Source organism: Spirosoma taeanense (assembly GCF_013127955.1).
Taxonomy (GTDB): domain Bacteria; phylum Bacteroidota; class Bacteroidia; order Cytophagales; family Spirosomataceae; genus Spirosoma; species Spirosoma taeanense.
Window position 1 is genome coordinate 401,351 of the sequence record NZ_CP053435.1, and the last position, 11,383, is coordinate 412,733.

The following is an 11,383-nucleotide window of genomic DNA, read 5'->3' on the forward strand; positions in this document are numbered from 1 at the left end:
CCAAACACTCTTTCGCTCTTTCATTCTTTCACTCTTTATTGAACAGCTATGACTGAAATTTCGACGTTAACGTCTTTGGGTAGGCGCGCGACTTCTACGGTTTCGCGGGCGGGGGGCTCAGCGGTAAAAAATCGACCGTAGACCTCGTTGATGGCCGCGAAGTTGTTCATGTCTTTGACAAAAATGCTGCTTTTAACAATGTTTGAGTAGTCTAACCCGGCAGCTTCCAGGATGGCCCCAATGTTTTCCATCACCTTTTGGGTTTCGGCCTGAATGTCGCCCTGCGGAGCGAGCTCAATAGCTACTTGCCCGGAGACAAAAAGCATCCCGTTAATTTTAACGGCCTGGCTGTATGGCCCAATCGGCGCAGGGGCCTGCTCGGTATAAACAATTTGCTTGCTCATGTTTTATAATAGGGATTGACAACGGGCTTATGACCGGGCATTGCCATTACTGACGTATAGCCACTCATGGCTGGTCTTCAGAAAGCCGTTATTTTTTCGCAAAGTTACCACCAAACCACCGTATGGCTGACAAGCACCTGATCATCTTCGTTAAAAACCCAGTGCCCGGCACGGTCAAAACTCGCATTGCCCGCCGGGTGGGTAATGAGCAGGCTGTGCAAATTTACCGACACTTATTGCAGCATACCCAGCAGATTACGCAGGTGCTGCCGTATCATCGGGTCGTGTATTACGGTGACATTGTAAACGATAACGACGGCTGGAATGGCTATGACAAGCGCCTTCAGGGGGGCGCGGATTTAGGGCAACGGATGCGCAACGCCTTTCAGGAGCAATTCGCGGGTGAAGGCGATGGAACAACCCCAGGCCAGGTTGTTATCATCGGCAGCGATTGCCTGGCCATCACCGCCTATCATATTCACCAGGCGTTCAAGGCTCTTGATACGGCTGATGTCGTGATTGGACCAGCTACCGATGGGGGCTATTACCTGTTGGGCATGCGGCAGTTTTATCCGTTTCTGTTTGAGGATATGCCCTGGAGTCAGCCCGAACTTCGTCGGCTTACCGAACTGGCTATGCTGCAAAATGGCCTTACGTTCGAGCGGCTGGAGGAACTGACCGATATTGACGAGTGGGAAGATTATCAGAAAGCTATACAATGACAACTTGGAAAGACTTTATTGTGAATGCGTCGGCCGGAGCCGAAGCACACTTTGACCGACTAAAAAACAAGCTCTTTGGGCGGCTGGATAAACATAAACCCTATAAAATCGTCTATTATCGGGGATTTGGTAGCCCGACGGCGGTATGGCTAAAGGGGCGCGTACTGCGCGAACGGGATCTGAGTACGCCTTCCGATAATGACACCTTCTGGCAAAATCTGCTGGCGACTTACCAGCGGTTTGATAGTGATGAAGTACCCGGCGTTACGGTACGGGTGGAAGCGTTTGGGTTGGCCTATACCGCCCTGACTGACGAGGAAGGTTATTTCGAAGTGACGATTAATCCGCCGAATGACCTGCCGCCCGGTCGGGCGTGGTTTCCGGTTCGGTATTCGCTCGATGGAGTCGTGCAGCCGACGGGCGAATCCGTCGTTAAAGATGGACACCTGATGATTTCGCCCCCATACAGCCAGTTTGGGACTATCTCCGACATTGACGATACGGTACTGGTGACGGGCGCAACGAATCTCCTCCAGACCGCCCGGTTGACGTTTCTGGGGAATGCTTACACGCGCCTGCCTTTCGGTGGGGTAGCGGCTTTCTACCGGGCGTTGCAGAGCGGTCCGGTCACGACCCTGTTTAACCCGATTTATTTTGTATCGAGCAGCCCGTGGAATCTCTACGATCTGCTGGTGGATTTCTTCCGGATTCAGGGTATTCCCAAGGGGCCAATTCTATTGCGTGATCTGGGCTTCGACCCGGCCTTGCTGTCTTCAGCGAGTCATCACACGCACAAGCTGGCGATGATACGTAAAGTTCTCGATGTGAATCCGCAACTGCCGTTTGTACTAATCGGCGACAGCGGCCAGCAGGACCCTGAAATCTACGCGCAGGTCGTTCGCGAAAATCCGGGACGTATTCAGGCGATCTATATCCGGGACGTATCGGTCGAGGACCGGCGCGACGAAGCCGTTCGGGAACTGATTCAGGCAACGAATGCCGATAATGTGCCGATGCTGCTTGTTTCCGATACCGTTGCTGCGGCCGAACACGCGGCTTCGCTGGGGCTGATCGATCCCGATACTATCCCGGAGATTCGGGCCGACCGCCGGGCCGATGAAGAAGGTGGCGTGCAATAACGCCGGCGTCGCTGGAACAGGAAGTAATCAGTTCTCTTCCGGAACGCCCATAGGCTGAAAAGGGAGTGTTACTTCAAAGGTAGTGCCGCGTCCTTCTTCACTCACTACCGTAATGCGTCCATTAAGCAGCCGGACCAGCTCATTGGCCAGCGATAAGCCGATACCGGTGCCGGTATGAGGTCGCGTTGAGGAACCGTCAACCTGGTAAAAGCGCTCGAAGATGTTGGGCAACTTAGCGGGCGGAATACCAACCCCCGTATCGGTTACTGTAAGCCGAATCCCTTCCGTTTGCTCCTGTAGGTCAACGGTAATCTGCCCGCCGGGCCTGGTAAATTTAAGGGCGTTTGTAATCAGGTTATACGTAATTTTTCCAGTGCTCTCCGCGTCGAAGATATACTGATTCTTCAGGCATCCCTGATAGGCAAGGTGCAGCCCGCGCTGTTCAGCCGCTGCCTGAAAGCTCTGCACCGTCTGGCTAATAAATTCGCTCAGGTTTCCTTCCGTCAGGTGAACAGTCAGGCTACCGGTCTTGATCTTCGACAGGTCGAGGAGCTGATTGACAAGTCGCAGCAGGTGGTGCGCGTTTCGATAGATGGACGTTAACCGTTTACGCTGATGTTCATCCGCTGCTTCGGCCAGCAACTGTTCAGTCGGCGTCAGGATAAGCGTCAGCGGAGTGCGAAACTCGTGAGTGAGGTTCGTCAGGAACCGGTTCTGGATGTCGTTAATCTCCTGCTGGTGCGCAGCTTCCTGCCGGCGAAAAGCGAGTTCCATCTGCTGCTGACGGCGCTTGATCCGGGCGAAACTCCAGGCAACTGCACCCATGAGCAGCACGACACCGATCGTCAGGCTCCACGCCAATGAGTCGATTTCAGGAAACGCACCGCCCGGATCGGGCGCGAACAAGCGGTCAGCCAACATACAAAAGCCAAAAACTAGCTACGGTAATGATTGCCGCAAATTATAGGATCGAATTCGTCTTGAACTGCTTATTTATCAGGTGGTTATGTGTATAGTTTGAAGGTGTGGATACTAAAGGCTATTAAACGAAAGCTATTTGTAAGCAATCTGGCTTAAGCGTAAAGCTGAAGTCGTAAACGGTTACGTTATCGGGATTTACGCTTACTGTTTTACACGCCTGCTACCATCGTTTTCATTTTAGAAAATGCCGTTTTTGCGACTGTCGCGGCATCCTGGGCGTAGTAGTTTTTATTGAATACTTCGAGCGAGAGCACGATCGATTTGCCCGGCGCTTTTATCAGCTTCAACGTCTCCCGAATCGGCGCAACACCTTCGCCCGGAAATACCCGGTCGGCGTCAGTGATGGTTTCGCGGGGCAGGTTTGCCGGGTAGTCATTTACGTGGAAAACCTCAATGGCGGGCTTCCCAACCAGCGGCAGACTGGCAGCACTGGAGCCTCCTTTGTAGAGGTGGTAAATATCCAGCAGAAGCCGGGCTGATGGATGCCCACTCTCAACGGCTACAAACATGACGTCGCTCAGGCGGTTCAGGTTTTTAGAAAAACCCCACAGTTCCAGTTGGGGAACCACGCCGGTCTGATCGCTCAGTTCGAGGGCTGCCCGGTAACGCTCCGCCACGTTGTGCAGATCAATGATCGGGTCCTTGGGTGTCTGAGCACCCACGGGTGGAGTGGCAATGCGTCGGCAGTTGATCTGAGCCAGCATTTCCATCTCGCGATTCAGCTGGTCCAAGCCTTTGGCCCGCGCGGCTTGGTCGTCGATAATCCAGGGCGCAAAGCCAATGGCGTTTTCTACGCGCAGGCCCAGATCGGCCAGTAGTTGCCGGGCGCTGGCGGCCGTTCCCCCGTTTTTGAGGTAGTCCTGCAGGGTATCGATCCAGATCTCGACCGAGCGGAATCCGGCTTTTGAGGCTGTTTCCAGCTCTTTTACAAAACCAAGTTTATGGCCCCGGATGGTGCTCATGTTCAGGCAGAGCGTAAACGGTGCCGGGTCAGCCGCCGAAACCGCAGACGGTGTAGTCGCGGAGGCAGGCGAAGATGGGAACAAGGAAGCGCCAACGGAGGCAGTCAGGGCGGCCAGGGTCTGGCGACGATTTAGGTTGAATTCAGACATGAATCTAATAAATTGACTAAAGCAAGGGTTCGTTTACCTGGGTATCAAATACGCCCGTCAGGACACGCCCGTTCCGTTTGACCTGCACCCAGATGCGGTAGTGGCCAGCCCGGGGGAATGCATACGGAAACTGCACCATGTTGTTGATCTTCATCGGATGGGTCATACCCGCGGGCATGGATGCCATCAACAGGCGGTTTTTGTCAGCTTCGGGCAAGGTTTTAAGCTTCGTTACGTAGGCGTCAATACTGTCGCGGAACCGGCTGGCATCCGGATAACGGAACGTCCGGGAGGTGTCGGCCAGTCGGCTCACCAACGACCCTTCGGCTGCCATGGAGTAAGTTCCGACCGGATGCAGGTGAATATACACGGAACCATCTGACCGGATAATGGCCGCGTGACCACTCATACCCAGATACGGTTCGAGCGGAGCCGCTTTACCCTGCGCATCAGCCACGGCAAACTTTAAAGTATACAATTGGCCCGCTTCGAGTACCTGCTTGGGTTTATCCATCCAGAACATGGTAGCGCCATCAGCAAGCCGCGTGCTGGCACCGGGTTTGCCACAAACCACCATGTCGTTATCCAGATGCGGCATATTAACGGCGTTGGCCCGGACACCCATCGGCTTAGCCACGAGCCAGCTGTCATCCGGATCCGGCATCGGACGTATAGCGGATGGGGTTCGGGGCACGGTGGCGTTCATAGCCGTAAAAGCGGGCATCTCCGGTAATTCTACCGTATCGGTCATCGTTTCGGCAAAGCCACTTCGATACACCACGTCGGCGTAGAGCAGGTATTTGCCGCCTGGCAACTCGGGCAGAACGGCTTCATAGCGAAGGGTGTCGCGCCGGTCGGGGTGCAGGTGCGCAAAGGCATCCAGCCCCGGCATGCGAACCAGAAAGGTATGCATGAGTTTTCCGTGATCGGGCAGGACGTAACTCAGCAGCGGGTGGCGCTGCCGGTTTGCGCCGAAGCCGGTTGTGTCAATCTGGATGCTGAGCTGCCGATTCGCACCTGAGCCTGCTACGGTAGCCTGAATGGGCGTTGGCCGATACAGCTGTTCATTGCGGTAAATTTCGGCTTCACTGGTCCACCAGGATCGCCAGCCGACCAGAATCAGAACTACCACGACCAGACCAATGCCCATACCCGCGAGCCGCCGACGGCGAAGCGTCTGGACGGACGTTTGACTGGGGGCGAAAATGCCATCGGCATTGCTGGCACCGATGATCGTAACGAGCATGATCACCAACAGTAACCCCATGGCGGCCAGGCCCCAGCCCGTACCCTCGGGCATATCGCGCAGGGCGGTGGCTACAGCCATGATGGGTACAATTATCTGCTGGTGGCCATCGGGGCCGTCGATGGTCAGCTCAACACTCGACGAGCCGGAGTCCATCAGCCAAAGATCGCCCTCGAATCGGTTGGCAGCCGTTGCGGTCAGGATATCGCGCGTTGGCGCACCCTTATCGCCCGAGCGAAAATAAACAGGGCGGCCACCAATCTGACTGACACGTCCCTGCTCGACAAACACAGTAACAACTGCCGTACCCGGCACCACATCAGGCGGACGAATGCTAATCAGCAGGGCATATTTTCCGGCCTGTTTCTGCACAATAACGCCCGAGCTACCCACGTGGCCCAGCGAAATAGATGCCATCAGCAGGCAACAGCTTACCAGAAGAAATCGGTGAATTTGTGTTTGCATGGTGGTTCTGGGAAAAGAGTCAGCCAATGGTTGAATTGCCCGGACGAACGTCAGCGCTGGACGCGCTGCATCCAGTTGCCCCACAATAGACCGATCCGCGCCGAAATCACTGCATATAGCAGCGACCACCCGTAGCCCCGCCAGAAGTCGGCAGCTGTTTGTAACTTCCGGGGCGAGAACGCGTAACGGTATTCCCAGTCGGGCGGGCTGTCATACGTCCAGGAATAAGATAAAAAGACGCCGTTCCGGGCGTAAGGAGACGTGAGCAAGAATTCGCCAAACGGCCATTGTATCGCTAGCAGCATGACCATAAACGCCAGAGCGTATAGACCGGCCAGTAGCCAGTCATTGAGCCGGTGGCCATCGGCACTGGATTTTTCGAAACGGTGCATGAGCCAGTCGAGAACCAGGGCCGGCACAACCAGCAGCATCGGAAAATGAAAAGGCTGGTAGTGCGTAATTGGATTCAGGACCGGCCCAAGCCGGGGTGTAGCCGGAAAATTCTGAATGACCCAGCTTGGCAGCGCCAGCGCCAGCATGTAAACGGCGGCAATGGTCGTAATGGGCCAGCGGAGCAGCGAGGCCCGACCAACCGCCAGCAGATAAAACGGGAACACGATGGCCGCCGTGACGTAATACTCCGAATGGTGGGATTCCCACATGCCCATTGACTCCGAAGCCAGTGAGAAAAGCATCGTCAGCAGAAGGCCGGCCGCTATGGCAAAGAGCCATTTTAGCCGCCTAGCCCGTGCTGGGCGCTCCGTATTGGTGGCGGAAACGGCAGTCTGCCGGTACTGGTTTTGCAGGGCCAGAACGCCCACCATCGCCCCGAATTGCAGGGTCATAATGCCAATGGCCAGAATGGTATGGGGTGGCGTCAGGATTTGCACGTCGAGGCCATACGTGTTATGCCACCAGTCGTCGAACGGCGCCGAGGTCAGCATGGCCAGCGCCCCCCATACGCAGAACATGGCGCCTAAAGGCCCAAAGAACACGCCCCAGAACGGAACGGCTGCAGTGCGACCGGGGTGGTTGCGGGTGAACGTCAGGTTCAGAATCCGGTAGGCCGAAAACAGCCCGGCTACGACGGCCCCAACGTAAATGACAACGTGCGGAGGAGCAAACAGCCCGTCGCGACCGATGCTCATGTGCCACATGATATCCCAGAGCAGGCCCATCACTACGCAAAGTGACGAGAACACCACGGCGTAGATATACACCGGAATTGTTGAGCGCGGAATCGATTGCATAAAAAGAGGCAGGTTTTAGGCAAGGATGCGGACTGGTTCGGAATGATTTAGACCACGTTCGTTTTTGCCTGCTCAATTTACACGTCTAAAGCATTGGTTTATCTAGTCGCCCGCATCGATTTACGCATCGGTGGTGACCTGAGTAAGCGGGACACGAATACGGGTACTTCTGGCGTTATTTGCAGTAGATACGCTCCAATTCCTATGCACCGCTTTTTCGTACCCGCCCGTCTTCAGGCATTCGTCGCTAGTATCTTCCTGTTTGGAATAGCGCTGCTGATGAATGCATGCGTGCCGGACTTTTTGGTGCCGGATGCTGATTGGGTCGTTATTGAGCCGGGCGACCACGAACCCCTGCCTAAACGTAAAGTCGGGATTCTCTTTAGTCCAGGGGAAGTATCAGCGACCGTAACCTTCGATAGTTCGTGTATCTATGACGTGGGCGCAATTGACGAGCAGGACTGGAATAAAGTTATCGGCCTGGGGTTTGTTGGCTCGAAAGATCAGGATATTACAACCGGCATACCTCCGCATCAGATCGATGGCGCGCGCGTAGGCTGGCGCTGGAATCCGCAGCGGGGCCGCATTGACCTGGGGGCGTATGTGTATGTGGAAGGTAAATTAACTTCGTTCAAGATTGCGGAAACCGCCTTAAATACGCCTACCAAGCTGACGATCAAGATTGATTACAACAAAAAGCTGTATCAGATTCTGGGCGGGCAGCCGGTTCCCTTTACGCACAACAAGACGTTCGCCTATAAAACCGGACTGTATTTCGGAGGAAATCAGACGGCTCCCCACCAGATTCGGGTGAAGATTGTTGAATAATCACTGGCCGACGGTTACCTGCCAGACGCCATAAAGACTAACCCCCAGTATGGCTATTATGCTCGACCAGAGCCATATGTCGTAAATAACCTTTGGCTTCAGATTTTTCGGCAACTCCCGGTAGCGGAATTGCAGTGCGGCCCAGACAACCACCAGCAGCAGGACAGACGTTGCAATACCACCCAGCAGAATCATCAGCACCGGCAGTTTGATAAACAGGAACAGAACGCACCACAGCGCTGGAAAAGCCCAGGATAACGTAGCGAGCGTTTTTTTACGGACTACCGGGTCGCTGAAGTTCAGCCAGCCTAACTGCCCAAACGCGTCGGCGAAAATCCGCGACCAGCTGGCTGTGGCGGTGAATAAGGTTGAGTACAGGACAAAAAAAGCGCCGATCATAAAGACGACTTTCGCACCGGGGCCGAGCGTAACGGTAAAAAGCCGCGACAGGGATTCGACCATTGCGTAACCTTCGGGTATGGCACCCCCTTCGTGCAGGAGCGACGCGCCGAGCAGGTAAAAAGCCGCCGTTACGGTCGTGTACACAACCATCGAGCAGATGGCATCGAGCGTCATAACCCGAATCCAGCCCCGCGCCCGGTTCGTCCAGGCGTCCGTATCTTCGTAGGGGCCGGTATAGGCTGCGTAGCCCTTTTCAATGCACCAATAGGTGTAATACATGATCTCATCGCCCCCAACGCCCGTAATGCCGAAGGCTGCCAGGGCCACGCCCACCGTTGCGGGCGGGAGCGAAAAGGTGAACCCCTCGGCCAGTTCGGAGCCGCTGATGGCAAACTCGGTGCGCTGCAGCAGAAAAACGGATAGCAGGATGGTACCCGTAAACAGCAGGATCATCACCAGAGAGCCTTTTTCAACCCAGCCGTAATGCCCACCGTAAATGAGTAGTCCGGCCGAAGCAGCCGCCAGTATGGCCCAGATACTCGTCGATATAGCAGGAAAAGCCATATTAAGCACCAGGGCAACCCCGCCCACAATACCGCCTACCTGTAGGACCTTCAGGCCCTGTAAACTGAGCCACAGCCAGATGGTCCAGTGGCCCCGGCCCAGCCGCAGCCCCGGTAGCCGGTTAAGCGATTGCATGGTTGGCAGACCGCTGTAGATGGCGTTTTTGCCGAATTCCAGTTGCAGGGCTACCTTCACAAAGCAGCTGACCAGAATCACCCAGAAGGCAACGAAACCGGCCTTGGCTCCTAAGGCCGTCGTGGCAATAAGCTCCCCGGAGCCGACGATAGCCGCCGACAGGATGAAACCGGGGCCGAGGTGGCGGAACTGTCCCAGGAAGGTTGTCGGAGCCGATTGAATAAGCTCGGACGATACGGCGTACCGGTCGACCGGAGCCAGTGTCGGCTGCGTAGCGGAGGTGTCGGGCTGGGTCAAGGAAATGAGGAACAGGTTTGTCGTAACCTACAAAGAAAGCCACCCCCGCAACATACCCGTTACGACGTTCTCCTGATGCCATTGGCACCCATCAGCGGTGATTTGAGCATGATTCGACAGTAAAATACTGGCTGTAAAACGCTTAATAAGCCAGGAAATCATAGATTCTTGAATGAAGCGTTCAACGCTGTTTATATCTTTCCTGTTTTGCCTGATGGGGCGGCATGGCTACAGCCAGCCTGCCGGATCTGTTCATTCACAACAGCCGCCAACTGGTCAGGCTTCAAAAGATACGCTCTGGAAACTAGTATGGGCCGACGAGTTCAATACCAACGGACGGCCTGATCCCAAAAACTGGAGTTTTGAGAATGGGTTTGTGCGCAATCGGGAACACCAATGGTATCAGCCCGACAATGCCCGCTGCGAAAACGGGCTGCTGATTATCGAAGCTCGTCGGGAGCGTCGGCCTAACCCAAACTACCAGGCCAACAGCACCGACTGGCGAACGAGCCGTCCTTTTATCGAATACACGTCGTCCAGTCTGAAAACCGATGGTTTGCACAGCTGGCAGTACGGGCGTTTTGAAATGCGGGGACGTATCGATGTCCGTCCCGGTATGTGGCCCGCCTTCTGGACGCTGGGCGTAGCGGGCGAGTGGCCAGCCAATGGCGAAATCGACATCATGGAGTATTACCGGAATATGCTGCTCGCGAACGTGGCCTGGGGAACCGCCCAGCAGTATAAGGCCGAATGGCGCACAACCAAAAAGCCAATCAGTTCCTTCAGTGATCCAGACTGGGCGAAGAAGTTTCACGTCTGGCGAATGGACTGGGACGAAATCGCCATCAGTCTGTATGTAGATGATTTATTGTTGAATCGGGTTAATCTAAGCGAAACGGTTAACAAGGATGGAACAGGTATCAATCCCTTTCGAAAGCCCCATTACGTTCTGCTGAATCTGGCCATTGGGGGCGATAATGGCGGTGATCCATCGGCCACTACGTTTCCGAGCCGGTTTGAAGTGGATTACGTGCGTATCTATCAGCAGTGAATCAGGATTCCAGTCCGTGCGGTGACGAAAATAAACAGTGCATAGGCTTATGGGTTTAGTCTGCATGGCCGACTACCTACCCCTTCACGACTGGACCAATATTACGCCCACCGAGGCCGTAGCGCTTCAGCAACAACTGCGCTCGCAAATCCAGATTCAACCGCTAAGCCAGCCACCCCGCACCATCGCAGGCTGCGATATTTCGTTCAATAAGTTTGAAGAAACGGTTTATGCCGGCATCGTAGTCCTGAATCTGAAGACGATGGAGACGATAGAAGAAGTTGGCGTGATCAGCTCCGCTACGTTTCCTTACGTGCCGGGACTGCTGTCGTTCCGCGAGATTCCGTCGCTGCTGGAAGCGTGGACCAAACTCCGGGCCGAGCCCGACGTAGTGATGTTCGATGGACACGGTACGGCGCATCCCCGCCGGATCGGGATTGCCTCGCACGCGGGTCTTTTCCTGAACCGGCCCACGTTTGGCTGCGGCAAGTCGGTGCTGGTGGGTAAATACGAAGAACCGGCTCCCGAGCGGGGTGCCTGGTCGCCGATGCTGCACTACCGTGATGTAGTCGGGGCGGCTCTGCGCACCAAAAACAAAGTCAATCCAGTTTATGTATCGCCCGGTCATCTGATTGATCTGGAAATGGCAATCTCGCTGACGCTGCAATGCGACGGTGGTTATCGCATCCCCGAGCCAACGCGCCGGACGCATAATCTGGTGAACGCGCTGCGGAGAGGAGAGCGTAAAGCCGATTAACAAGCTTAACGCCTTTCTGTGAGTTATTCC

General features: G+C 55.1%; 11 protein-coding genes. 5 read left to right on the top strand and 6 right to left on the bottom strand.

Annotated elements, in window-relative coordinates; all coding sequences use genetic code 11:
* Positions 1–35 precede the first annotated feature (35 nt).
* Positions 36–404: a Rid family detoxifying hydrolase gene (locus tag HNV11_RS01800; RefSeq protein ID WP_171738037.1), complete on the bottom strand. Its 369-nt coding sequence runs from the start codon at positions 402–404 to the stop codon at positions 36–38.
* Between the two features lie 122 nt (positions 405–526).
* Here HNV11_RS01800 and HNV11_RS01805 point away from each other — a divergent pair, with 122 nt between their 5' ends.
* Together HNV11_RS01805 and HNV11_RS01810 are read left to right on the top strand one after the other, a co-directional pair.
* Positions 527–1,126 carry a TIGR04282 family arsenosugar biosynthesis glycosyltransferase gene (locus HNV11_RS01805; protein WP_171738038.1) on the top strand — a complete coding sequence of 200 codons (600 nt, stop codon included), beginning with the start codon at positions 527–529 and terminating at the stop codon, positions 1,124–1,126.
* Entirely contained in the window at positions 1,123–2,265 is a 1,143-nt protein-coding gene (locus HNV11_RS01810) for an App1 family protein (RefSeq protein WP_171738039.1), read from the top strand. Before HNV11_RS01805 ends, HNV11_RS01810 begins: the two co-directional genes overlap by 4 nt.
* A 27-nt stretch (positions 2,266–2,292) precedes the next feature.
* Here HNV11_RS01810 and HNV11_RS01815 read toward each other — a convergent pair whose 3' ends face one another.
* The 4 genes from HNV11_RS01815 to HNV11_RS01830 all read right to left on the bottom strand — a co-directional run bounded on the left by HNV11_RS01815 (position 2,293) and on the right by HNV11_RS01830 (position 7,319).
* Positions 2,293–3,186 (bottom strand): sensor histidine kinase, encoded by an 894-nt coding sequence (locus HNV11_RS01815; RefSeq protein WP_171738040.1) that lies wholly within the window; start codon positions 3,184–3,186, stop codon positions 2,293–2,295.
* A gap of 209 nt (positions 3,187–3,395) precedes the next feature.
* Entirely contained in the window at positions 3,396–4,358 is a 963-nt protein-coding gene (locus tag HNV11_RS01820; protein ID WP_171738041.1) for a sugar phosphate isomerase/epimerase family protein, read from the bottom strand.
* 16 nt (positions 4,359–4,374) lie between these two features.
* The gene (locus HNV11_RS01825) at positions 4,375–6,069 is read right to left on the bottom strand and encodes a hypothetical protein (protein ID WP_240163686.1); all 1,695 of its coding nucleotides are present in this window, start codon (positions 6,067–6,069) and stop codon (positions 4,375–4,377) included.
* Between the two features lie 50 nt (positions 6,070–6,119).
* Entirely contained in the window at positions 6,120–7,319 is a 1,200-nt protein-coding gene (locus HNV11_RS01830; protein WP_171738042.1) for a hypothetical protein, read from the bottom strand.
* A gap of 204 nt (positions 7,320–7,523) precedes the next feature.
* Between HNV11_RS01830 and HNV11_RS01835 the strand changes: the two genes are divergently transcribed.
* On the top strand, positions 7,524–8,147 hold the full coding sequence (locus tag HNV11_RS01835) for a hypothetical protein (RefSeq protein ID WP_171738043.1): 624 nt from the start codon (positions 7,524–7,526) through the stop codon (positions 8,145–8,147).
* Here HNV11_RS01835 and HNV11_RS01840 read toward each other — a convergent pair whose 3' ends face one another.
* Positions 8,148–9,545 carry an Nramp family divalent metal transporter gene (locus HNV11_RS01840; protein ID WP_205402741.1) on the bottom strand — a complete coding sequence of 466 codons (1,398 nt, stop codon included), beginning with the start codon at positions 9,543–9,545 and terminating at the stop codon, positions 8,148–8,150. It abuts the gene before it with no gap.
* A gap of 172 nt (positions 9,546–9,717) precedes the next feature.
* Here HNV11_RS01840 and HNV11_RS01845 point away from each other — a divergent pair, with 172 nt between their 5' ends.
* The gene (locus HNV11_RS01845) at positions 9,718–10,596 is read left to right on the top strand and encodes a glycoside hydrolase family 16 protein (RefSeq protein WP_240163687.1); all 879 of its coding nucleotides are present in this window, start codon (positions 9,718–9,720) and stop codon (positions 10,594–10,596) included.
* Positions 10,597–10,660: 64 nt separating this feature from the next.
* Positions 10,661–11,353 (top strand): deoxyribonuclease V, encoded by a 693-nt coding sequence (nfi, locus tag HNV11_RS01850; protein WP_171742022.1) that lies wholly within the window; start codon positions 10,661–10,663, stop codon positions 11,351–11,353.
* Positions 11,354–11,383: the final 30 nt, after the last annotated feature.

Bases quoted from the DNA above. Each gene is read 5' to 3' on its own strand.
- HNV11_RS01815 (WP_171738040.1), bottom strand. From the start codon at position 3,186: ATGTTGGCTGACCGCTTGTTCGCGCCCGATCCGGGCGGTGCGTTTCCT.
- HNV11_RS01835 (WP_171738043.1), top strand. From the start codon at position 7,524: ATGCACCGCTTTTTCGTACCCGCCCGTCTTCAGGCATTCGTCGCTAGT.
- HNV11_RS01820 (WP_171738041.1), bottom strand. From the start codon at position 4,358: ATGTCTGAATTCAACCTAAATCGTCGCCAGACCCTGGCCGCCCTGACT.
- HNV11_RS01830 (WP_171738042.1), bottom strand. From the start codon at position 7,319: ATGCAATCGATTCCGCGCTCAACAATTCCGGTGTATATCTACGCCGTG.
- HNV11_RS01800 (WP_171738037.1), bottom strand. From the start codon at position 404: ATGAGCAAGCAAATTGTTTATACCGAGCAGGCCCCTGCGCCGATTGGG.
- nfi (WP_171742022.1), top strand. From the start codon at position 10,661: ATGGCCGACTACCTACCCCTTCACGACTGGACCAATATTACGCCCACC.
- HNV11_RS01805 (WP_171738038.1), top strand. From the start codon at position 527: ATGGCTGACAAGCACCTGATCATCTTCGTTAAAAACCCAGTGCCCGGC.
- HNV11_RS01810 (WP_171738039.1), top strand. From the start codon at position 1,123: ATGACAACTTGGAAAGACTTTATTGTGAATGCGTCGGCCGGAGCCGAA.
- HNV11_RS01825 (WP_240163686.1), bottom strand. From the start codon at position 6,069: ATGCAAACACAAATTCACCGATTTCTTCTGGTAAGCTGTTGCCTGCTG.
- HNV11_RS01845 (WP_240163687.1), top strand. From the start codon at position 9,718: ATGAAGCGTTCAACGCTGTTTATATCTTTCCTGTTTTGCCTGATGGGG.